This window comes from Streptomyces sp. NPDC029674 (assembly GCF_044903205.1).
Taxonomy (GTDB): domain Bacteria; phylum Actinomycetota; class Actinomycetes; order Streptomycetales; family Streptomycetaceae; genus Streptomyces.
Genome location: NZ_JBJDPY010000030.1, coordinates 45,292 through 66,727 on the forward strand (window position 1 = coordinate 45,292; position 21,436 = coordinate 66,727).

Annotated in this window: 20 protein-coding genes; 8 read left to right on the forward strand and 12 right to left on the reverse strand. The window is 72.5% G+C overall.

All coding sequences use genetic code 11. The features are described 5' to 3' along the window. Positions 1-150 precede the first annotated feature (150 nt). The 5 genes from ACI2L3_RS38390 to ACI2L3_RS38410 all read right to left on the reverse strand — a co-directional run bounded on the left by ACI2L3_RS38390 (position 151) and on the right by ACI2L3_RS38410 (position 5,278). Positions 151-1,101 (reverse strand): CU044_5270 family protein, encoded by a 951-nt coding sequence (locus tag ACI2L3_RS38390; protein ID WP_404757100.1) that lies wholly within the window; start codon positions 1,099-1,101, stop codon positions 151-153. Then, positions 1,098-1,718 carry an RNA polymerase sigma factor gene (locus ACI2L3_RS38395; RefSeq protein WP_404757101.1) on the reverse strand — a complete coding sequence of 207 codons (621 nt, stop codon included), beginning with the start codon at positions 1,716-1,718 and terminating at the stop codon, positions 1,098-1,100. The genes ACI2L3_RS38390 and ACI2L3_RS38395 overlap by 4 nt, the downstream gene beginning before the upstream one ends. Positions 1,719-1,840: 122 nt before the next feature. Next, positions 1,841-2,971, reverse strand: coding sequence for a hypothetical protein (locus ACI2L3_RS38400; RefSeq protein ID WP_404757102.1), 1,131 nt, complete (start codon positions 2,969-2,971; stop codon positions 1,841-1,843). Positions 2,972-2,973: 2 nt separating this feature from the next. Then, positions 2,974-4,026, reverse strand: a complete 1,053-nt coding sequence (locus ACI2L3_RS38405; protein ID WP_404757103.1) for a hypothetical protein — start codon at positions 4,024-4,026, stop codon at positions 2,974-2,976. A gap of 109 nt (positions 4,027-4,135) precedes the next feature. After that, positions 4,136-5,278 (reverse strand): threonine synthase, encoded by a 1,143-nt coding sequence (locus ACI2L3_RS38410; RefSeq protein WP_404757104.1) that lies wholly within the window; start codon positions 5,276-5,278, stop codon positions 4,136-4,138. Between the two features lie 268 nt (positions 5,279-5,546). On the opposite strand from ACI2L3_RS38410, the gene ACI2L3_RS38415 reads away from it, so the two are divergent. Next, positions 5,547-7,121, forward strand: a complete 1,575-nt coding sequence (locus ACI2L3_RS38415) for a S8 family peptidase (RefSeq protein WP_404757105.1) — start codon at positions 5,547-5,549, stop codon at positions 7,119-7,121. A 13-nt stretch (positions 7,122-7,134) separates the two neighbouring features. Here the strand turns inward: ACI2L3_RS38415 and ACI2L3_RS38420 are convergent, their stop codons facing one another. Continuing rightward, on the reverse strand, positions 7,135-8,328 hold the full coding sequence (locus tag ACI2L3_RS38420) for a serpin family protein (RefSeq protein WP_404757106.1): 1,194 nt from the start codon (positions 8,326-8,328) through the stop codon (positions 7,135-7,137). A 94-nt stretch (positions 8,329-8,422) separates the two neighbouring features. On the opposite strand from ACI2L3_RS38420, the gene ACI2L3_RS38425 reads away from it, so the two are divergent. The 7 genes from ACI2L3_RS38425 to ACI2L3_RS38455 all read left to right on the forward strand — a co-directional run bounded on the left by ACI2L3_RS38425 (position 8,423) and on the right by ACI2L3_RS38455 (position 16,030). Next, positions 8,423-9,628 carry a DUF4190 domain-containing protein gene (locus ACI2L3_RS38425; RefSeq protein WP_404757107.1) on the forward strand — a complete coding sequence of 402 codons (1,206 nt, stop codon included), beginning with the start codon at positions 8,423-8,425 and terminating at the stop codon, positions 9,626-9,628. A gap of 58 nt (positions 9,629-9,686) precedes the next feature. Continuing rightward, entirely contained in the window at positions 9,687-10,907 is a 1,221-nt protein-coding gene (locus ACI2L3_RS38430) for an alpha/beta hydrolase fold domain-containing protein (RefSeq protein WP_404757108.1), read from the forward strand. Positions 10,908-11,019: 112 nt separating this feature from the next. Beyond that, a complete protein-coding gene (locus ACI2L3_RS38435; protein WP_404757109.1) occupies positions 11,020-11,775 on the forward strand; it encodes a GntR family transcriptional regulator in 756 nt (251 codons plus the stop codon). A gap of 237 nt (positions 11,776-12,012) precedes the next feature. Then, positions 12,013-12,198, forward strand: coding sequence for an SPOR domain-containing protein (locus ACI2L3_RS38440; protein WP_404757110.1), 186 nt, complete (start codon positions 12,013-12,015; stop codon positions 12,196-12,198). Positions 12,199-12,218: 20 nt separating this feature from the next. Further along, the gene (locus ACI2L3_RS38445) at positions 12,219-12,617 is read left to right on the forward strand and encodes a (deoxy)nucleoside triphosphate pyrophosphohydrolase (RefSeq protein ID WP_404757111.1); all 399 of its coding nucleotides are present in this window, start codon (positions 12,219-12,221) and stop codon (positions 12,615-12,617) included. 195 nt (positions 12,618-12,812) lie between these two features. Further along, complete coding sequence (locus tag ACI2L3_RS38450; RefSeq protein ID WP_404757112.1) at positions 12,813-13,229, forward strand: ATP-binding protein; 417 nt, start codon at positions 12,813-12,815, stop codon at positions 13,227-13,229. A gap of 173 nt (positions 13,230-13,402) precedes the next feature. After that, positions 13,403-16,030, forward strand: a complete 2,628-nt coding sequence (locus tag ACI2L3_RS38455; protein ID WP_404757113.1) for a SpoIIE family protein phosphatase — start codon at positions 13,403-13,405, stop codon at positions 16,028-16,030. Here ACI2L3_RS38455 and ACI2L3_RS38460 read toward each other — a convergent pair. From ACI2L3_RS38460 to ACI2L3_RS38485, 6 genes are all read right to left on the reverse strand, one after another. Beyond that, positions 16,027-16,380 carry a hypothetical protein gene (locus ACI2L3_RS38460; protein WP_404757114.1) on the reverse strand — a complete coding sequence of 118 codons (354 nt, stop codon included), beginning with the start codon at positions 16,378-16,380 and terminating at the stop codon, positions 16,027-16,029. The two genes, ACI2L3_RS38455 and ACI2L3_RS38460, sit on opposite strands and share 4 nt — an antisense overlap. A gap of 96 nt (positions 16,381-16,476) precedes the next feature. Then, positions 16,477-17,397, reverse strand: a complete 921-nt coding sequence (locus tag ACI2L3_RS38465) for a hypothetical protein (protein WP_404757115.1) — start codon at positions 17,395-17,397, stop codon at positions 16,477-16,479. 49 nt (positions 17,398-17,446) lie between these two features. After that, positions 17,447-18,220, reverse strand: coding sequence for a succinate dehydrogenase/fumarate reductase iron-sulfur subunit (locus ACI2L3_RS38470; protein ID WP_404757116.1), 774 nt, complete (start codon positions 18,218-18,220; stop codon positions 17,447-17,449). Then, positions 18,217-20,166 carry a fumarate reductase/succinate dehydrogenase flavoprotein subunit gene (locus ACI2L3_RS38475; protein WP_404757117.1) on the reverse strand — a complete coding sequence of 650 codons (1,950 nt, stop codon included), beginning with the start codon at positions 20,164-20,166 and terminating at the stop codon, positions 18,217-18,219. The genes ACI2L3_RS38470 and ACI2L3_RS38475 overlap by 4 nt, the downstream gene beginning before the upstream one ends. A gap of 34 nt (positions 20,167-20,200) precedes the next feature. Beyond that, positions 20,201-21,034 (reverse strand): hypothetical protein, encoded by an 834-nt coding sequence (locus tag ACI2L3_RS38480; RefSeq protein WP_404757118.1) that lies wholly within the window; start codon positions 21,032-21,034, stop codon positions 20,201-20,203. A 33-nt stretch (positions 21,035-21,067) separates the two neighbouring features. Next, complete coding sequence (locus ACI2L3_RS38485; RefSeq protein WP_404757119.1) at positions 21,068-21,382, reverse strand: hypothetical protein; 315 nt, start codon at positions 21,380-21,382, stop codon at positions 21,068-21,070. Between the last annotated feature and the right edge of the window lie 54 nt (positions 21,383-21,436).

Here is a 21,436-nt window from a genome sequence, read left to right on the forward strand (position 1 = left end):
AAAGTCGAACAAGATCATGCTACATCCGCCACGAGGGGGTCGAGGACGGGTCGAGACGTGACGGAGGGCGGTCTCACGCTCCGTCACGTTGCCTGTCTCACATGGCATTTGGGCGCCGGATCGGCTATGGGCGCGACTCCCCGGCAGGCCCTAACCCACCCGGTCCGCCGGCCCCACCTCCAGCCACGTGTACCGGTCCGGCGGGGTCTCCTGGCCGACGATCCTGTGCTTCGTCTCGAGGAGGAGGCCCGTGCGGGGGTCGACCACGTAGCGGTCCTTCGTGCGGTGGGTCACCTTCTCGCCCGGGCCCGTGCTGTACCACGCCTTCCGGGTGATCTCGACGGCCACTCCGGCGCGGCCCTTGCTGTCCCGTACGTCGCCGATCAGCTTCATGCCGGGGGTGTCCGCGAGGATGCGGAAGAGCGCCGCGCGCAGCTCGGGGCCGACGGGCGCGTCCTCAAGCAGGATCGCGACCTGCTGCGAACGGCTCTCCGGGTCGGCGGAGAAGAGGGCCGCGAGCGCCTTCTCGTCGGTCGGCAGCTTCTCCAGCGCGGGCCAGGTCAGCCACTTCTCGCCGACCGGCCACTTCTTGACCTTGCCCTCCTTCCCGGCGGGCGGCTCGTGGACCGTGCCGTCCGCGTCGACCGACCAGACGCGGCCCTCGCGGTCGAAGTAGGTGGTGTCCGTACGCTTCCCGTCGTCCTGGTTGTCCGTCTCGACCCGCACCTTCCAGTACGCCGGTTCCGTCGCGGGAGCATCCGCCGCCACCTCCGCCACACCGTCCAGGAACTGGCTCGCCGAGGCCGTCGCCGCCGGTTCGCCGCCCATGTCGAGGACGGGGTACGCGACGGCCCCCGTGGCGATCGCGGCCACGGCGGCCGCGGCGACGAGGAGCCTGCGGCGGCGCGGGAGGCGGCGGGTGCGGAGGAGTGCGGCCGGCGCCACGGCGGCTTCGCGGTCGGCCGCGCGGGTCACCGCGGCCCGCGCGGCGTCCACCGCGCCGGCGGACGGCGGGTCCACCCGGCCCGCCGCGACGAGCTCCGCGCCGCCGGGAAAGTCGAGCAGGTCGGTGAAGTCGTCGGTGATGTCGTCGGTGGTCATGCCGGGTCTCCTGTCAGTTTGAGGGGCGCGTCGGCGCGCAGCCTGCGCCGGGCGCGGTGCAGCCGGGAGCGGGCCGTGCCCGCGGGGATGCCGACCACGGCGGCGGCCTCCCCGGGCGTCAGCTGCTCCCAGGCGACGAGCAGCAGCAACTCGCGCTCGTCGGGCGGGAGTTCCGCGAGGAGCGCGCGCAGTCGCGGCGCCACGGCGGCCGCGTCGAGCCGCTCGTCCACCGCCTCCCACGGGTCGTCACGGCCGTCCCCGGCCGGTCCGGGGCGCTGCCGGCAGGACCGCCGCCAGTGCGCGGACAGCACGTTCCTGGCCACGCCGAACAGCCAGGCACGCGCGGGCCCGCGGGCCGCGTCGAAGCCGCGCCGCGCGGTGTACGCCTGGAGCCACGCCTCGGCCAGCAGGTCGTCCGCCGCGCCGGGCGCGCGCCGGGCGAAGTAGCCGTGCAGCGCGGGGGCGTGCCGCCGTACCAGCGGCTCGAACGCCGAGGCGTCGTGCGCGGCCCGGACGAGCAACTCATCGTCGGACACGGCGTCCGACGCAGACGCCGACTCCGGCGAGTCCGACGCAGACGCCGTCACCCCGGGGCCGTCCCGTTCATCCGATGTCACGGTCCCTCCCTCTCCGACCGCCGGACGGCGGTCTCACCCCCTACTTGGCATCGAACCCCGACAGCGTTCGCCGAAGCGGGAGGAGGGAGGGGGAGGGGGAGAGGGAGGCGGGGCGGGGCGGGTCAGTCGAAGCGCAGGATGCGCGGCGCGAACGCGCCCTCGGGACCGGCGGCCCTGCCGACCGACCACACCGATTCCGTGCCCGGCACCGGCGCCAGCTGCATCCGGGAGGACGCCCCCTCACCGGCCACCGTCGGCTCGTCGTACCCGGTGAACGTCTGCCCGTCCCAGGCGAGGAAGTCCGGTCCGGAGACGAACGGCGGCCAGCTCCCCGGCGGACCGTACTTCTGCGAGCCGGCCACCGCGACCCAGCCCAGCTCGCCGGAGGGCGCGGGCGCCAGCGAGCTGATCGAGCCGAAGTCGGTGGGCACGGTCACCCGGTTCCACGCCTGTCCGTCGAAGCGGACCAGCAGGGGCGGGATCGGCTTGCCGACCGGGCCGCCGACGAACCCGGCGGTGCCGCCCGCCCACACCTCGGTGTCGGAGACCGCGTACACGCTGCCCACGGCCGCCCGGGGGAACCCGAACACGGTCGTCTGCTGCCACGCCTTGCCGTCCCAGTGCGAGACGGCCGCGCCCATGTGCGTGTCGCCCGCGGCCCAGACGTCGTCCGCCGCCTTGACGTGCAGGCCGTACACGGACCCCGGCGGCACCGGCATCTCCTGCCAGCCGGATCCGCTGCGGCGCAGCAGCACCTGCGCGCCGGGCCGCGAACCGATCAGCCACGTCTCGCCGCCGCCGGCCACGACCTTGGTCAGGGTGACGTCGCGCGGCGCCCGGCTCTCCCGCCACTCCTTGCCGTCGAAGCGGAGCAGACGGGCGGCGCCCGCCGTGTCACGGCCGACCGCCCAGGCCGCGGTCGGCGAGGTCGCGGCGACGGACAGCAGCTCGCCCTGCCAGCCGGCCCCCGGCAGCTTCTGGCGCTGCCACGCGGTGCCGTCCCAGCGCAGCATCAGCGGGAAGCCCGGCGCCTCGCGGCCGACGGCGTCGGTGCCCACAGCCCATGCCCGGCCGGGGCCGAACGCCACGGCCTCGTTCAGCCCGGCCTGCGGGCGCACCTCGGCCGGCACCGGAACGTGCCGCCAGGCCCCGGGTTCCGCGGCCGCCGACGCCATGGCGGTCACGATGACCAGGGCGGCGGCGAGGGGTGCGACGAACAATCTGCGTGCCATGACGAGCAGTCCGCGTGCCATGGTCAGCCTCCCAGCCGCTCGCTCATCAGATTCGGTTTCGAGCCGTAGATCTCGACGGTCCCGAAGGACAGCAGCGAGGAACCGGCCCTCGCCAGCGCAGTCGGCTTGACGTTGATCGCGTTCGGGCGCTCGGGGCCGTACGAGAAGGTGGTGCGGTCACCGTCCACCCGCGCGTACTTCGACTGGAACGCGCGGTCGCTGCGCACCGGCAGCCAGAGCGCGCCGTCCGCGCCGCGCACGAGGGCCTCGGTGAAGGTGTTGCCCAGCGGTGGGTAGCTGGTGCGCCAGGTGCGGCCGTTCCACGTCATCAGGTAGGTGCGGGTCGCGTTGTCGATGTACTGGGCGCCGCTGACCGTGGCCCGGCCGGACCGGTCCAGCATGATCGTGTGTACGTTGCCGTTGGCCGGCAGCGTCACCTGCGCGTCCCGCCACGCCGTGCCGTCCCAGCGCAGGATGGCGGTGCCGGTGCTGGTGTCCGCCCAGGCCCAGGCGTCGGTGGCGGTACGCGCGGTGACGCCCGCCACGAAGTGCACGTCGGGCGGGGCGGACTGGGCCGTCCAGCGAGACCCGTCGTAGTGCAGCACCTTCAGTCCGTCGTCGTCCTGGCCGACCACCCACGCGGCGCCCGGTACGGCGGCGAAGTCCTGGTAGACCCACATGGTCTGCGGCAGCGGGACGGCACTCCACTTCCCCGCCGACCGGCGCAGGATCTCTCCCTTCCCCTCACCGTCGGTGTGGAAGAACCACACCTCGTCGCCGACGATCTGCACCTTGCTGAGCCGGCCCGGCTCACCGGCTCCGGGGAAGGTCGTGTCCCGGCTCCACGCCGTGCCGTTCCACCGGTACAGGAACGGCCGCATCTCGTCCGCGGTGTACTCGTACCCGGCCGCCCACGCCTCGTCCGGCCCGCGGGCGGCGAGGTCGTACACGTCGGTGGGCGGGGCCGCCGCGGGCACCGGCAGCGCGGACCAGCCCGGCGTCACGGCCGTGGCCGGCGACACCGACAGGGCGCACGCGAGCACCAGGCAGACAACAACCGCACGGAGACCGTTCACGAGACCCCCCAGGGTGCGAAGGTCGCACAGGCTATGGGCGTTCACACACCCGTGCACAGGTGTCATCCGGCCGATGAACCCTGCCCCGCCCGTCCCTCGCTCCCCTCCTTCACCCCGCCGGTCCCGCCAGCCCCGTCTTCGCCCCCGCCCCGCACAGCGGAACCACCGCCGTCAGCTCCCCGAGAGCCCCGTCCCGCACGGCCGCCCAGCACGCCACGCCCGTCGACTCGACGTAGAGCCCGCGGGCGGCCAGATCCCGCTGTGCGGAGGCGATCTGGGCCTCCGTCACCGTCAGAAAGGCGCCTCCCGCATCGCGTACCGCGCGCAGGATCTGCCGGGCGCGGAGCGGGCGGGGGATCGCGATGCCCTCCGCGTGGGTCGGTGCCATCGGGGTCTCGCCGACGACGTCGTCCGCGCCGGCCCGCCACGCGGCGGCGAGCGGGGCGACCGCCGCGGACTGCACGGCGTACAGCGCGGGGCGGCGTGCGATGAGCCCGGCCGCGTACAGCTCACGGACCGCGAGGGCCGCGCCGAGCAGCAGCGTGCCGTTTCCGACGGGGACGACGAGGGCGTCGGGGAGGCGGCCGCCGAGGTCCTCCCAGAGTTCGTGGACGTACGTCTTGGTGCCGTGGAGGAAGTAGGGGTTGTGGACGTGCGAGGCGTAGAACGTGCCGGGTTCGTCGGCGGCGGCGCGGGCGGCCAGGGCCGTCGACTCGCGGTCGCCGTCGACGACGTGGAGGCGGGCCCCGTGCGCGCGGATCTGCTCCAGCTTCTTCGGCGACGTGCCGGCGGGGACGTACACGGTGCAGTCGAGCCCGGCACGCGCGCAGTACGCGGCGACGGCCGTGCCCGCGTTGCCGCTGCTGTCGGCGATCACCCGGTCCGGGCCGAGGCGCTGGGCGAGGGCGGCGAGCAGCACCGCGCCGCGGTCCTTGAAGGACAGCGTCGGCATCAGGAAGTCGAGCTTGGCCGAAACCGGCCCCGCGAGCGGCACGAGGGGCGTGCGGCCCTCGCCGAGGGAGATCGCGGGCGCGGGCAGCGGCAGGCACTCCGCGTACCGCCACAGCGAGTTGACGCGTCCCGCGAGGGCGTCGAGAGGCGCGGGTACGGGGGAGAAGTCCAGGTCGAGGGGGCCGCGACAGGCGGGGCACGACCAGGCGAGCGAGCCCGCGGGGACGCGTGTCCCGTCGGCCGGGCAGCGGAAGTCGGGGAGGGCGGGTGTGCCGGTCGTGCCGTCTGTCGTCTCTGTCATGCGCGCAGGCTATGTGGGGCGGTTGTTGAAGCTGGGACAAGAGAGGCGTGTGACGGCCGTCGAAGGGGCGTCACCGCAGGGCGGCCGGGCCCTGTTACGTCCGGTCCTGACTCTTGTGGGATTCCTATGGATCCGCCAATCTTTCGTCCCGACGGAGGCAAGAGCAGGCATGTCGTCTTGACATGCCCCTGCCGCATGTCCCCGCGAGTGTGGGCACCACGGCACCAATCCCCCACCAACGCACCACCTATTGAGGAGGACCCCTCAGATGGCAGTGATGCGTCACAACCGCCGAAGACTGGCCGGGATCAGCGCGACAGCGGTCGCGGCCCTCGCCCTCGGCGTCGTCTCCGCCCTCCCGGCGAACGCGCAGCCGGACCGGGCGGAAGGCACGATCGAGAACGCCGGCGCACCCGGCGCGATCAAGAACAGCTACATCGTGAGCCTCGACAAGAACGGTCCGAAAGCGCGCTCCGCCGCGGGCAAGGCCCTCGCCAAGGAGTACGGCGCCAAGATCGAGCGGACCTACGACAAGGCTCTCAACGGCTACGCGGTCGAGCTGTCGGAGGCCGAGGCGAAGAAGTTCGCGGCGGACCCGGCGGTCGACGCGGTCGTCCAGAACCGGACCTTCACTGCCTCCGCGACCCAGACGAACCCGCCGTCCTGGGGCCTGGACCGCATCGACCAGAAGACCCTGCCGCTGGACCAGAAGTACACCTATCCGGACTCCGCGGGCGAGGGCGTCACCGCGTACGTCATCGACACCGGCGTCCGCATCAGCCACAGCGACTTCGGCGGCCGTGCCTCCTACGGCTACGACGCCATCGACAACGACAACACCGCGCAGGACGGCCACGGCCACGGCACGCACGTCGCGGGCACCGTCGCGGGCACCCTGCACGGCGTCGCCAAGAAGGCCAAGGTCGTCGGCGTCCGCGTCCTGAACAACCAGGGCTCCGGCACCACGGCACAGGTCGTCGCGGGCATCGACTGGGTGACCAAGAACGCGGTCAAGCCCGCCGTCGCCAACATGTCGCTCGGCGGCGGCGCCGACAGCGCGCTCGACACGGCGGTACGCAACTCCATCGCGTCCGGCATCACCTACGCCGTGGCGGCGGGCAACGAGTCGACCGACGCGTCGACCAAGTCGCCCGCGCGCGTGGCGGAGGCCATCACCGTCGGTGCCACGACCAACACCGACGCGAGGGCGAGCTACTCCAACTACGGCAGCATCCTCGACATCTTCGCCCCGGGCTCCTCGATCACGTCGACGTGGAACTCCAGCGACAGCGCCACCAACACCATCTCCGGTACGTCGATGGCCTCCCCGCACGTCGCGGGCGCGGCCGCTATCTACCTGGGCCAGAACCCCGCCTCGACCCCGGCGCAGGTGTCCTCGGCCCTGGTCAGCGCCTCCTCGACGGGCGTCGTCACCAGCCCGGGCACGGGCTCGCCCAACCGTCTCCTGAACGTCACCGGGGGCACGACCAACCCGCCGGGCAAGAAGTTCACGAACGACACGGACTACGCGATCCGCGACAACGCCACGGCCGAGTCCCCGGTGACCGTGACCGAGGTCCCGGGCAACGCGCCCGCCGCGCTGAGCGTGCCGGTGACCATCCAGCACACGTACATCGGCGACCTCCAGGTCCAGCTGATCGCCCCCGACGGAACCGCCTACACCCTCAAGGGTTACGGCACCGGCGGCAGTTCGGACAACATCAACACCACGTACACGGTGAACGCCTCCTCGGAGACGGCCAACGGCACGTGGAAGCTGCGGGTCAGCGACAACGCGGCGCAGGACACCGGGAAGATCGACTCCTGGAGCCTGCAGTTCTGATCTCTGAAGTACCTCAGTGATCCTCGTCCTCGCGGTACGGCTCCGGGTCGGTGACCCAGCCCGCCGCGAGGACGAGGCGCGAGGTGCGGTGGACGGCGAGGAAGCCGAAGGGGCGGTCCATCGTGACCGCCAGCCCGGTCGTCACGTGCGGGGGCAGCCCCATCCAGTCCATGGCGACCGCGGTGACCGCGGCGGCACGGAAGCCCGTCGCGCCGAACGTCGCGGTCGCCGTCTGCCGGGCCGACTCCACCGCAAGGTCCCGGTCGGAGATTCCCGGGAAGGAACCGGGAAGAGGAGCACCCGCGGCCGCCAGGCCGAAGAGGCCGGGACGCGCCTGCAGATCGTGTTCCGCCCCGACGGTGAACTCCACGGCGTGCAGCCGCACGTGGGGCGGCTCGCCGGGAGTGTCGGCGCGAGATTCGCACAGGGCGACGCCCGGGCCGGCCGGGCTCCGTGTCAGCTCGCTGCCCGGTGTCGTGGGGACGTCGCCCGACAGCATCCCGACTCCCGTGGCAAGCACCTCTCCAGGGTTCATGCACGCCTCGCCGAGCAGCAGGTGCACGTCCACCTCCTCGGTGCCGCGCACGGTGACTCCTGTGACACGGCCGTCCGAGCAACGGCCCACCTGTACGGCGTCCAGCCCGGGAGCCGACCGCTGGAGCCCGGCGATCCGGAGGCCGCGCCACGGGCCCCCCGCAGGCTCCGCCGGGCGACGTTCGAACGGCACTTCCCAGTCCGTTCGCAGCGCCAGCGCGCTCGCCAGGACGAGTTCCGTGTCCGGCGTCAGCCCTGCCGGCATCCGCTCGATCTCCCCGCCCGTCCGCTCCGCCGCCCACGCGTCCAGCGCCGCCCCGTCCTTCTCCGGGTCACCGGTCAGCACGCCCAGCGCGTCCACCGGCACCCCGCCGCGCCACGCGTCGCGCAGGGTCAGGGTGCGTTTCGTCCAGAGGCCGAGCGCCGCGTCCAGGCCCCGCACGCGGCCCATCGCGGCCAGCAACTGCCGTGCGGCGGGCGCCGCTTCGTCCGGCCGCACCCCCACCGCGTCGGCGAGCTCCGTGCGGGCCGCGCCCCCGGCGCCGTCCGCGAGGAACGCGAGGAGGGGCCAGACGCCGGGCGCCGAGAAGACGGTGCTGCGGTCGGCGGCCGCCGTCGTCGCCCACCGGGAGGTCAGGCCGTTGACGGCCCGCACCACCGCCCGAGTTGTCAAGGTTTGCCGTTGCATTACCTTTTCGCCCCCGCCCCCGATTACGATGCGCCAAGCTTTCCGCACCGCCCGCCCTTGAACCAGGAGCACGCTACCCGTGGACATACCGCCGCCGCCCGGCCCGTACGCGCCCCCGCCGGGGCAGCAGCCGTGGCAGCAGGGGCAGCAAGGAGCCCCGTGGCCGCCGCACGGGCACGCCCCGTACCAGCAGTGGCCCGGGCCGTACTCCCCGTACTCCCGGCCGCCGGTCAACGGCTTCGCGATCGCCTCCCTGGTCTTCGGCATCCTCTGCTTCCTGCCCGCCGTCGGCCTGATCCTCGGTCTCGTCGCGCTCGCGCAGATCAAGAAGAAGGGTGAGCGGGGCAAGGGGATGGCGATCGCGGGCAGCATCCTCTCCGTGGTCGGCGTCCTGCTGCTCGTCCTCGCCGTCGCCACGGGCGGCGCCCGCGAGTTCGCCGAAGGGTTCAGGGACGCGGCGCGGGAGTCCGCCGGTTCCTTCCCGGTCGACAAGGGCGGCTGCTTCGACGCGCCCGACGGGGAGCTCGACTCGATGCGGTACGCCTTCCAGGTCCACGAAGTGCCGTGCGCGGGGCGGCACGACGGCGAGGTCTTCGCGTCGTTCCGCGTCAACAACGGCAGTTACCCCGGCGAGGACGCGCTCGTCGGCCTCGCCGAGACCAAGTGCACCAAGCTCCAGTGGGATTACGTCCTGGACGGCTGGGCGGACTTTGACGACGCCGACATCTACTACTTCATGCCCGACCGGTCCACCTGGCGCCGGGGCGACCGCCACGTCACCTGCCTCTTCGGCGCCGCGGAACCGGAGCGGCCGCTGAAGGGCTCCCTGCGCCGCGACGCCACGACGCTCGACGCCGACCAGCTCGCGTACGTGAAGGCGGACCGCCCCTTCGACGACGCGTATCAGTCGGAGCCCGCGGCGGAGCGGGTCGAGGACGACCTCGAAGGGCACAAGAAGTGGGCCGCCCGCGTCGACAAGGGCCTCGCCGAACGGGTGCGGCTGCTGCGCGCGCACGATTGGCCGAAGGCGGCGCGGGGCCACATCGACGCGCTCGTCACCGAGCTCGGCAAGAGCCGCGAGGAGTGGGCGAAGGCGGCCGGGGCCACCGACGCCGACAGCTTCAACGACCACTACGTAGCGGCCCTTCAGCGACTCGGCGACAAGAACGCCATCGCGGCACGCAAGTCCCTGGGCCTCGGCACCACTTCGCCGCGTGACGCGACTCCGGAGGACGGCGCGGAGTCGGGCCTCGGCGAGGACCACGGCGAGGGCGCCGCGGTGTGACCCTCTCCGGGGCGGACGCCTGAGAGGATTTTGTCCGCTTCTGTGATAGTTCTTCGGCGTGACGTCCGTCGTGCCGCCGCCCGCCGTGACCCGGTCCCTGCTCCTGGCCGCCTGCCTGCTGAACGCGGCGCTCGCCGTCCTCGTCGCCGCCCCCCTGCCCCGCGTCCCCCTCCTGGTGCTCGTCGCGGGCGGGATCACCTCCTGGGGCCTGGTGCTGCTGCCGCCCGGTCTGCTCGGGCTCACCGCCGCCGCGTTCGCCGGCCGCCGCCACCCCTGGTGCGCGGGGCTCGCCGCGCTCGCCTCCTTCGCGGCCCTCGTCTACGGAGTGATGCCGTACGCCGCCGCCTACGGCACCGCGGAGCGCCAGGGGCAACGGCTCGCCGCCACGCGGTACTTCGACGGCGTCAACCACGCCGAGGCGCCCGACCGCGCGCGGACGCTCACCTACGCGCGCGTGGGCCGCGGCCACGGGACGACGCACCGCACGAAGGGGCAGAAGCTCACGCTGGACCTCTGGGCACCGCCCGGGCGGTCCGGGGCGCGGCGCCCCGCCGTCGTGTGGGTGCACGGCGGCGGCTGGAACAAGGGCCACCGCAGCCAGACCCCCGAGTGGAACCGGTGGTTCAACGCGCGCGGGTGGTCGGTCTTCGACATCGACTACCGCCTCGCGCCCCTGGGCACCCAGCTCGACCAGATCGGGGACGTCAAGTGCGCGGTCGGCTGGGTGCGGCGCCACGCGCGCGTGTACGGCGTCGACCCGCAACGGCTGCTGCTCGCGGGCAGTTCGGCCGGCGGCAACCTCGCGCTCGCCGCCGCCTACACCGAGGACGACGCCCGCGTCCCGCCCTCCTGCGCGGTCCGCGACGGCTCGGTGTCGGGAGTGCTCTCGCTCTACGGGCCCACCGACATGCGGCAGTTGATCGCCGGCACCGCGCTGCGCCGCGACCCCATGATCCCGGCCCTGATGGGCGGTTCGGCCGCCTCCGCCCCCGCCCGCTACCGCCTCGGCTCGCCCGCCCGGCTCGTCCGGGGCGACGTGCCCCCGACGCTGCTGCTGCACGGAAGCGCGGACCGCGCGGTGCCGGTGGCCCAGGCGCGCGAGCTGGCCCGGCGTCTGAAGGGCGCCGGCGCACCCGTGACGTACGTCGAACTTCCGTGGGCCGATCACTGTTTCGACGTGAACTGGGGAGGCTGGGGGAGCCAGATCGCCCGGGCTGCGACCGAACGTTTCCTCGCGACGCTCGACCGTCCGCCATATCCGCGGAAAGGCCCCGCGTAAAGACCTGCGCCGGGAGAAATCATCACTTCGAGTGATTCCTTGGCCTTGGGTTGCACGCAACAACCCACGGTTGCCAGGCTGTTGCTGTCTGTCAACCTGATGGGAGTGGCCAGTGACATTCGGTGAACAGCCGGCGTATTTGCGGGTCGCGGGTGATCTCCGCAAGAAGATCGCCGACGGTTCGCTGCCGCCGCGTACGCGCCTCCCCTCGCAGGCGAGGATCCGCGAGGAGTACGGGGTGTCGGACACGGTCGCCCTGGAGGCGCGCAAGGTCCTGATGGCCGAGGGCCTGGTCGAGGGGCGCTCCGGCTCCGGCACCTATGTGCGCGAGCGCCCCGTCCCCCGCAAGATCGCCCGCACCGGGTACCGCGCGGTGAACGGCGGCTCGACCCCGTTCCGCCAGGAGCAGGCCGCCGACGGCGTGCGCGGCACCTGGGAGTCCCGCAGCGAGCAGACCGAGGCCGGCGCCGCGATCGCCGAGCGGCTCGCCATCCGCGCGGGCGACCGCGTGATGTGCACCAAGTACGTCTTCCGGGACGCCGGTGAGGCCATGATGCTCTCCACCTCCTGGGAGCCCTTGGCCATCACCGGCCGCACCCCCGTCATGCTCCCCGAGGAGGGCCCGCTCGGCGGCTGCGGAGTGGTGGACCGGATGGCGGCCATCGACGTGATCGTGGACAACGTCGCGGAGGAGGTCGGCGCCCGCCCAGGCCTCGCCGAGGAGCTCACCGCGCTCGGCGGCGTCCCGGGCCACGTGGTCCTCGTCGTCCACCGCACGTACTACGCGTCGGGCCGCCCGGTGGAGACGGCGGACATCGTGGTGCCCGCCGACCGCTACCAGGTCGCGTACCACCTGCCCGTGAAGTAGCCCTCTCCGTAGCCCATCACAAAGGGCGCTTCGCCGTACGCCCGTGGGGGCGCACCCAAAGGGTGCGCCCCCTGCTGTTTGCCCGGAGTTGGCCGAGAGCGGCCCACCCGCGTACCTCTTTGTGCAAAGCCGTATCCGCTGAGTAAAGGTCGGGCGTAGGCTCGGGCATATGCGGATTGCGGTTTCCTTACAGATCGAGGCGTGGGGCGCGCCGGGGGTGGCGAACGGAGGGGCGCGATGAATGACGGGACGGCTCTGCTGCCCTGGTTCGTGATTCGGCAGGACGACAACGGCAACCGCTACCGCGTGGGCAGGTACGCGACGAAGGCCGAGGCCCAGCGGATCGCGGACCGCCTCGACGACCGGGGGAACAAGCAGCTCTACTCGATCGAGAAGATGAGCCAGAACGGCGGCGGACGGTAGCAGGCCCTAGGCTCCGCGGCATGAACGAACGGATCGTGGTGGGCGCCGCCCTGTACGACGACGGACGCCTGCTCGCCGCGCGGCGCAGCGCGCCCCCCGAGCTCGCGGGCGGCTGGGAGCTGCCCGGCGGCAAGGTCGAGCCCGGCGAGCGGTGCGAGGACGCGCTGGTGCGCGAGCTCCGCGAGGAACTGGGCGTCGAGGCCGAACCGACCGGCCGGGTGCCGGGGCAGTGGCCGCTCCCCAAGGGGTACGTCCTGCGGGTGTGGACCGCCCGGCTCGTCTCCGGAGAACCCCGGCCCCTCCAGGACCACGCCGAGCTGCGCTGGCTGGCGCCCGAGCAGGTCTGGTCCGTCGACTGGCTGGCCGCGGACGTGCCCGCCGTCACGGCGCTGCTGGGACAGTCGCAGCCTGCCTCCTGACCGTCGCACGCGGCATTCCTGACCGTCGCACGCCGCCTCCCGGCCGTCGCGGCTGCGCCCCCTCCGCGTACGCCGTTCGAGCCGTTCGTGCCCCAGTGCGCCCAGGTGTGCGGTAAACGACCCCGAATATCGGGTATGTGCCAACTATTCACACTATTGGCATGAAAACGGACAGGTCCAGCTACTGGTCTGGAAGTGATCGGCGTGATCGACACCGAAGGCGACTGCGCCGAGTGGGCCTTCCCCGCGGACCCCGGCGCCGTCCGCACCGCACGCGGCGTCGTCCGTGAACAGCTCGCCGTCTGGGGCCTCGGGCCCCTGGGCGACATCACCGTGCTGCTCGTCAGCGAGCTGGTGACCAACTCCCTGCGTCACGCCTCCGGGCCCATCGGCGTACGTCTCGTGCGGCCCGCTGACCCCCTGGGCAGCCTCCTGGTGGAGGTGTCCGACCCGCTCCCCGACCCGCCCCTGGAGCGCATCGCCGGCGTCGACGACGAGGGTGGGCGCGGCCTCCAGCTGGTGTCCCGCTCCGCGCGGCGCTGGGGAACACGTCCGGGTCGTACGGGCAGGACGGGGAAGACGGTGTGGTTCGAGCTGGCTCTGCCGGGTTAGAAGACTGGCAGTGTGCGACAGACGTCCTGCACAAGGGCGGCACGGGCCAAAAAGCGTCGAGTCCGTGCTGTGATCGTGAACGCCGTGTGGCGCGGCACCGTAGTGCTGGATACTGCGGGCAGCCGTATGCGGTGACCGGTGCCGGACGCGGTGAGCTGGAGGGGACGGTTCGCGTGAGCGAGATACCAGCGAAGGCGACGGAGCCCAAGGGGCCGTCGGGCGACGCGACGGGCGACGACGGGCCCGGTGAGGCTCCGGTCGGCGAGACGTGGCAGAGCAGCCCACCCGGTTCGATCTACGACTACATCAAGGTCGCCTCATTCTCGATCGGCGCGGACGGGCTCGTCGACCAGTGGAGCGCGCGTGCCGAGCGGCTCTTCGGCGTGGCCGCGCGGGACGCCGTCGGCAAGGACCCCATCGAGGCCTTCGTGCCGCCCGAGCTGCGCGCCGGCGGTCACCGCAAGATGGCGGAGATCCTCGACGGCCGGGAGTGGACGGGCGTCGTGCCCTTCCGGGTGCCCGCCGGGGACGACGCCGACGGCCCGGGTGCCGGCGGCCGCGGCAGGGAGGGCATCGCCGAGGTCTACGTGATGCCGACCGAGACGGAGGAGGGCGAGCGGGCCGCGGTCTGCATCGTCGTCGACGTCCGGGCGCTGCGGCAGATCGAGACCGACCTCGCCGCCTCGCAGGCCATTTTCGGCCAATCTCCCTTCGGCTTCCTGCTCTTCGGCACGGACCTGAGGGTGCAGCGCGCCAACCGCCGGTTCGCCGACGTCTTCGGCGGCGGCGTCGAGGACCACCGCGGCCGCACCGTCCACGACTACCTGCCCCGCCACGAGGCCGACCGCATGGCCGCCGCCATGAAGCGGGTCCTGGAAACCGGCGACGCGGTGACGGACATGCAGATAGTGGGACCCGCGCCCGGCAGCAACGACCGCAGGCACTGGTCGATCAACCTCTACCGCGTCCACAGCGGTTCGGGCCGCCCCATCGGCGTCGCGGGACTCGGCACCGACGTCACCCGGCGGCACGCCGCCGCCCGCGAGGCCGCCCACGCGCGGCGCAACCTGGCTCTCCTGAACGAGGCCGGGGCCCGCATCGGCAACTCCCTCGACCTGGAGACCACCGCCAGGGAGCTGCTCGACGTCGCCGTCCCCGGCTTCTGCGACCTCGCCTCCGTCGACCTGTACCAAGGCCTCCTGGACGGCGACGAGACACCGCCGGGGCTCGCCGACGGCAGCGCCGAACTGCGCCGGGTGGCCTTCGCGAGCGCCGTCGCCGACGCCCCGTTCCCGGCCGGTGCCGGGCCCATAGACGTCGGTGCCGTACACCGGTTCGGGTTCACGTCGCCCTGCGCGGACGCCCTGCGGACCGCCCGGCCCCGACTGGTCACCGGGGACGACGACGAGTCCGCGAGCCGCCTCACCCGCGGCCTGGTCCAGTCGACGCTCGCCGTGCCGATGGTCGCCCACGACACCGTGGTCGGCCTCGCCCAGTTCTCCCGTACGAAGGGCAGCGAACCCTTCGGTGAACGCGACCGGGCGCTCGCCGTCGAACTGGCCGCGCGCGCCGCCGTCTGTATCGACAACGCCCGCCTCTACCGCCGCGAGCACGAGCGCGCGCTGATACTGCAACGGTCCCTGCTGCCACCCGGCGATCCCGAGGCGTCCGGCCTCGACATCGCCTGCCGCTATCTGCCGGGCAACGCGGCGACGGAGGTCGGCGGCGACTGGTTCGACGTCATCGAACTGCCCGGCCACCGCACCGCCCTCGTCGTCGGCGACGTCATGGGCCGCGGCCTGCGCGCCGCCGTCGCCATGGGCGAGCTGCGCACCGCCGTCCGCACCCTCGCGCTCCTCGACCTGGAACCCGCCGAGGTGCTCTCCGCCCTCGACGAGATCGCGCGCGGCCTCGGCAACCCCGCCGGGCCCCAGCAGTCCAGCCGCGCGGCCCGCAAGGCGGCGGACGCGGACCTCAGCGAGGTCTACCTCGCCACCTGCGTGTACGCGGTCTACGACGCCGTCACACGCCGCTGCACCTTCGCCAACGCGGGCCATCTGCCGCCCGTCCTCGTCGAACCCGGCGAGTCCGCGCTGATGCTCGACGTACCCCCGGGCCTGCCGCTCGGCGTCGGCGGCGAGCCCTTCGAGGACGTCGAGGTCGAACTCCCCGAGGGCGCCCTCCTCGCGCTCTACACCGACGGCCTCGTCGAATCCCGCGACCACCCCCTGGACGAGGGCCTGAACGCGTTCGTACGCGCCCTCAACGACGCCCCGCCCGCCCTGGAGGACGTCTGCGACCACGTCCTGAACACCCTCGACACCCACCACGGAGAGGACGACATCGCACTCCTGATGGCGCGCGTCCAGGGGCTGCCCTCCGAGCACGTCGGCGACTGGACGCTGCCGCGCGACCTCAAGTCCGTCGGCCGCGCCCGCGAACTGGCCTGCGACCAACTGCGCGACTGGGACCTCGAACGGCTCTGCGACACCGCGGAACTGCTGGTCAGCGAGCTCGTCACCAACGCCCTGCGGTACGGCGACGGCGACATCAGACTCCGCCTCCTGCTCGACCGCACGCTGGTCTGCGAGGTGTGGGACGCGAGCTTCGTCCAGCCCCGCCGCCGCCGGGCCCGGGACACCGACGAGGGCGGGCGCGGGCTGCAACTGGTCGGGCTGCTCAGCGCCGCGTGGGGCTCGCGCAGGACGCCGCGCGGCAAGACGGTGTGGTTCGAACTGGCGCTGCCCGACGGCGACGCGGAGCCGATGGACGCGGCGGAGGCGCTGCTCAGCCTGTTCTAGCTGTTCTTGGTCGTATCGGCCTGTTCTGATTCGTCCTCATCGCCCCCACCGGGCGTGGTGCGGGTCGTGGCGCGCTTCCTGCGCCGCCTGCGCGCGACCGTCGCCGCGATCCCGGCCGCGCACGCCGCCGCCACCGGCAGGACGAGATCGCCGGTCGTGGAGTCGCCGCCGCCCGGGTCGGCCGGGCCCGGCGTGGCCGACGGGGCGGGCCCCGGACGCCCGGCGAGCGGTACGTCGGCGCGCGCGGGCGACGAACCCGGCGCCGAACACCGGACGGGCAGCACGGCCACGAGCAGCACGACCACCCCGGCCACTGCTGCCCGCGCGGCCAACGACGGGGGCGGCATCACATTTCGGAGCGTATGGGCGCGTTTGCGGCCCCGCGACCTGGGGGACCCACCGCGTCAGCGCCCCCACATCAGCGCCCCCACATCAGCGCCCCCACATCAGCGCCCCCACATCAGCAACCCCGGCAGCTCCGAGGTCCTGTCGTTGTCGGCCGGGCGCAGTCCGGACTCGGCGCGGTTCTTCCAGGTCATGGTCACGAGCGGGGCGTCGCCCTCGCCGACGGTCACCTTCGAGCCCGCGTACCGCTGGCCCCGTGCCGTCTTCTTCCGGAGCTCGGCCGCCGCGGCGGTGGCCGCCTTCGGTGAGGCGGTCCGCACGCAGAGCTTCTCCGACGACGACGTGCCGTCCTTGCCGAGCCGCCCGCCGATCGCGAGGAGCACGACGTCCGCGTCCGCGCGCTTCGCGTAGTACGTCGCTTCGTACACGTCACCCAGGCAGTCGGTTACCTCCTCGTACGCTTCGTCGTCCCGCAGGGACTCGTCGGGTGCGGAGAGGCCCAGTGCGAGGTCGGTGCGCTTGGCGGCGCGGGCGGAGCCGGAGACCTCGTACGTCCCGGCGTCACCGCGCTTCTTGTACCGGGTGCCTTCGTCCGTGCGCGTGGCGCGGTAGCCCTGCTTCTTCATCGCCCGGCCGACCGCGTCCGTGTCGAACTCCCCGGTGAGCAGCGAACTGTTGCCGACCGCGACGGACGTCCGTACGTCCTTCACGTCGAACCCCCAGTCCGCACGGACGCTCCCGCCCGTATAGCCCTGCTGGGCGACCTCGAGGATCCCGAAGCCGTCCAGGCCGCGGTAGAGCGCGGGGTCCGCGGCGAGGAGCCGCCGCACGGTGCGCACGTCCCGGTACATCACCCCCTGGTCCGCCGCCGCGGCGGGAACCGCGGCGAGCGCCCGCTCCAGCCCCGTCCCGCCGCCGTCGTCCCCGTCACCGCCGGGCAGCGAGCAGCCGGCGGCGGTCACGCTCAGCGCGGCCACGAGCAGCACGGCGGGGAGGGGACGGGAGCGGCGGGGTATGCGCATGCGCGGCAGTGTGGCACAGCGGATGGCGCGGCGGATGGCGCGAGCGGTCCTACTCCGACTGCCGCCGCCGGATCTTGTTCCCCAGCCACACCAGCGGATCGTACTTACGGTCAACGGCCCGTTCCTTGAGGGGAATCAGCGCGTTGTCCGTGATCTTGATGCCCTCGGGGCACACCTCCGTGCAGCACTTGGTGATGTTGCAATAGCCGAGGCCGTGCTCCTCCTGCGCGGTCCGTTTCCGGTCGAGCCCGGAGTCGGCCGCCGAGTCCAGCGGGTGCATGTCCAGTTCGGCGACGCGCATCAGGAACCGGGGTCCCGCGAAGGCCTCCTTGTTCTCCTCGTGGTCGCGCACGACGTGGCACGTGTCCTGGCACAGGAAGCACTCGATGCACTTGCGGAACTCCTGCGGGCGGTCCACATCGGTCTGCTGCATGCGGTACTCGCCGGGGGCGAGTCCCGGGGGCGGCACGAAGGCCGGGACCTCGCGCGCCTTCGTGTAGTTGAAGCCGACGTCCGTCACCAGGTCGCGCACCACGGGGAAGGCGCGCAGCGGCGTCACCGTGATGACCTCGTCGCGGTCGAACACCGACATGCGGGTCATGCACAGCAGCCGCGGCCTGCCGTTGATCTCCGCGGAGCACGAACCGCACTTGCCCGCCTTGCAGTTCCAGCGCACCGCGAGGTCGGGCGCCTGGGTGGCCTGGAGGCGGTGGATGATGTCGAGGACGACCTCGCCCTCGTTGACCTCGACCTTGAAGTCCTCCAGGGCGCCCCCGCCGAGATCCCCGCGCCAGACCTTGAACCGCGCGTCGTACGAACTCATTCGTACAGCTCCTCTTCAGTCAGGTACTTGACCAGCTCCTCCTTCTCGAAGAGGGCGAGCAGATCCGGGCGGATGGGTTCGGTGGACACGCGGACGAGGTCGATCTGGCCGCGCACCGGATCGGTGGCCGCAAGACCGTCGCTCGGGTCGGCGAGCCGGCAGAGCAGGTTGGCGCGGCGCCACTCGCGGTTCATCGCCGGGTGGTCCTCGCGGGTGTGGCCGCCGCGGCTCTCCGTGCGCTCCAGGGCGGCCCGCGCGACGCACTCGCTGACCAGGAGCATGTTCCGCAGGTCGAGGGCGAGGTGCCAGCCCGGGTTGAACTGGCGGTGGCCCTCGACACCGGCCCGCCGCGCCCGCACCCGCAGTTCGGCGAGCTTCTCCAGGGCCTGCTCCATCTCCGCCTCCCGGCGGATGATGCCGACCAGGTCGTTCATGGTCTGCTGGAGCTCCTGGTGGAGGGTGTACGGGTTCTCCGGAGCCGTGCCCGTCTCCCGGCCCTCGGCGCTGAACGGCCGCAGCGCTTCGGCGGCCGCGGCGTCGACCTGCGCCTCGTCCACCGGGGGCCGGGCGGCGAGGCCCGCCGCGTACCGTGCCGCGTGCAGCCCCGCGCGCCGCCCGAAGACGAGCAGGTCGGACAGTGAGTTGCCGCCGAGCCGGTTGGAGCCGTGCATGCCGCCCGCGACCTCGCCGGCGGCGTACAGCCCCGTCACGCGGTGCGCCGCCGCGGTGTCGGAGTCGACCGCGATGCCGCCCATCACGTAGTGGCAGGTCGGCCCGACCTCCATCGCCTCCGCGGTGATGTCGACGTCCGCGAGCTCCTTGAACTGGTGGTACATGGACGGCAGCCGGCGCTTGATGACCTCGGCGGGCATGCGCGTCGACACGTCGAGGAAGACCCCGCCGTGCGGTGAGCCGCGGCCCGCCTTGACCTCGGCGTTGATGGCCCGGGCCACCTCGTCGCGGGGCAGCAGTTCGGGGGGACGGCGGTTGTGGTCCGGGTCCTCGTACCAGCGGTCGCCCTCGTCCTCCGACTGCGCGTACTTCTCCTTGAAGACGTCGGGCACGTAGTCGAACATGAACCGCTTGCCCTCGGAGTTCCTGAGCACCCCGCCGTCGCCGCGCACGGACTCGGTGACGAGGATGCCCTTGACCGACGGCGGCCAGACCATGCCCGTCGGGTGGAACTGCACGAACTCCATGTTGACCAGCGGCGCCCCGGCGAGCAGCGCGAGCGCGTGCCCGTCACCCGTGTACTCCCACGAGTTGGACGTCACCTTGAAGGACTTGCCGATGCCGCCCGTCGCGAGGATCACGCTCGGTGCTTCGAGTACGAAGAAGCGGCCGGACTCGCGGTCGTAGCAGAAGGCCCCGGTGACCCGGCCGCCCTCTCCGAAGCCGGCGTCCTCCTCCTTGAGGACCCGGGTGACGGTGCACTCCTGGAAGACCTTCAGGCGCGCTTCGTAGTCACCGAACTCCTTGTGGTCCTCCTGTTGCAGGGCGACGATCTTCTGTTGCAGCGTGCGGATCAGTTCGAGGCCGGTGCGGTCGCCGACGTGCGCGAGCCGCGGGTACTCGTGGCCGCCGAAATTGCGCTGCGAGATCCGGCCGTCCGGTGTGCGGTCGAACAGGGCGCCCCAGGTCTCCAGCTCCCACACGCGGTCCGGTGCCTCGCGCGCGTGCAGCTCGGCCATGCGCCACTGGTTGAGGAACTTGCCGCCGCGCAGGGTGTCGCGGAAGTGGACCTGCCAGTTGTCGCCGGAGTTCACGTTGCCCATGGAGGCGGCGATGCCGCCCTCGGCCATCACCGTGTGGGCCTTGCCGAACAGCGACTTGCAGATCACGGCCGTGCGGGCGCCCTGCTCGCGCGCCTCGATCGCGGCCCGCAGGCCCGCGCCCCCGGCCCCCACCACGACGACGTCCCACTGCTGCCGTTCCACTTGTGACATCAGAAGGTCCCGTCCATTAGGTCCATTGCGTCCATCAGAAGAAGCGCGGATCGTCGAAGGCGCCGCTGGCGACCAGGTAGACGTAGAGGTCGGCGAGCGCCACGCTGACCAACGACGTCCAGGCGAGCAGCATGTGACGGTCGGTCAGCCGTCCCGTCCACTGCCACATGCGGTACCGCACCGGATGTTTGGAGAAGTGCTTGAGCTTGCCGCCGATGACGTGCCGGCAGGAGTGGCAGGACAGGGTGTAGATCCAGATCAGTACGACGTTGACGAGCAGGACGAGCGTGCCGAGCCCCATGTGGCCCCACTCGTAGTGCTCGTCACGGAAGGCGAGCACGGTGTCGTACGTGAGGACGCCCGCGACCGGCACCGCGGCGTAGAAGAAGTACCGGTGGATGTTCTGCAGCACCAGCGGGAAACGGGTCTCACCCGTGTACTTCTTGTGCGGCTCGGCCACCGCGCAGGCGGGCGGTGACGCCCAGAACCCGCGGTAGTAGGCCTTGCGGTAGTAGTAGCAGGTCAGCCGGAAGCCGAGCGGGAAGATCAGGACGAGCACCGCGGGGGACAGGCCCCACCAGCTGCCGAAGATCTCCCAGTTGGGTCCTGAGCGCATGGGCTCGCAGTTCTCGGCCAGGCACGGCGAGTAGAACGGCGAGACGTAGGGCGCCGCGTAGTAGTCGGCGTTCGCGAAGGCCCGCCAGGTCGAGTAGACGATGAAGACGAGCAGTCCCGCGGTGGTCGCCGCGGGCGCCAGCCACCAGCGGTCGGTCCGCAGATGGGCAGCGCTGATCGCGGCGCGCGTGCCGTCGCGCACGCCGCCGGGGGCCGGTCCGCTCTTCGGTTGAGGTTCCGTGCCGGTGGCCAACGAGGCTCCACTCCTTCGTGGTCGGGTGGTGGGTCAGGGCGCGTGGCGGTCGCGGCCGCCGAGGCCCTCGTCGTCGAGGTCCCCGGTGTTCGTCCACAGCGAGCTGTCGTACGGCGTGTCGGGGATGGTCACGAAGTCGAGCCGGGGTGGTTCGGTGCGGGGCGGGGGCGGCGCGGCCGCCGCGCGCAGCAGGGCCACGCTCTCGCGCAGATGGTCGGTGTCCGTACGCACCCGGCGTACGTCGACGCCCGCCACCTCGTCGCCGGCCTGCTGCTCCAGCCTGCCGACGGTACGGACGAGGTCGTCCACACATCGTTGAACAGCCGTCAATTCATCGTGCAGAGCCATTACTTGCCCTCACTTCGGGGGTGCGGTGGCAACGCTCATGCGCCTGCGAGTGTC

What these genes read in the sequence shown, in the direction of transcription:
- ACI2L3_RS38400 (WP_404757102.1), bottom strand. Translation starts at nt 2,971, where the DNA reads ATGGCACGCGGACTGCTCGTCATGGCACGCAGATTGTTCGTCGCACCC.
- ACI2L3_RS38415 (WP_404757105.1), top strand. Translation starts at nt 5,547, where the DNA reads ATGGCAGTGATGCGTCACAACCGCCGAAGACTGGCCGGGATCAGCGCG.
- ACI2L3_RS38410 (WP_404757104.1), bottom strand. Translation starts at nt 5,278, where the DNA reads ATGACAGAGACGACAGACGGCACGACCGGCACACCCGCCCTCCCCGAC.
- ACI2L3_RS38475 (WP_404757117.1), bottom strand. Translation starts at nt 20,166, where the DNA reads ATGTCACAAGTGGAACGGCAGCAGTGGGACGTCGTCGTGGTGGGGGCC.
- ACI2L3_RS38470 (WP_404757116.1), bottom strand. Translation starts at nt 18,220, where the DNA reads ATGAGTTCGTACGACGCGCGGTTCAAGGTCTGGCGCGGGGATCTCGGC.
- ACI2L3_RS38445 (WP_404757111.1), top strand. Translation starts at nt 12,219, where the DNA reads ATGAACGAACGGATCGTGGTGGGCGCCGCCCTGTACGACGACGGACGC.
- ACI2L3_RS38485 (WP_404757119.1), bottom strand. Translation starts at nt 21,382, where the DNA reads ATGGCTCTGCACGATGAATTGACGGCTGTTCAACGATGTGTGGACGAC.
- ACI2L3_RS38440 (WP_404757110.1), top strand. Translation starts at nt 12,013, where the DNA reads ATGAATGACGGGACGGCTCTGCTGCCCTGGTTCGTGATTCGGCAGGAC.
- ACI2L3_RS38465 (WP_404757115.1), bottom strand. Translation starts at nt 17,397, where the DNA reads ATGCGCATACCCCGCCGCTCCCGTCCCCTCCCCGCCGTGCTGCTCGTG.
- ACI2L3_RS38390 (WP_404757100.1), bottom strand. Translation starts at nt 1,101, where the DNA reads ATGACCACCGACGACATCACCGACGACTTCACCGACCTGCTCGACTTT.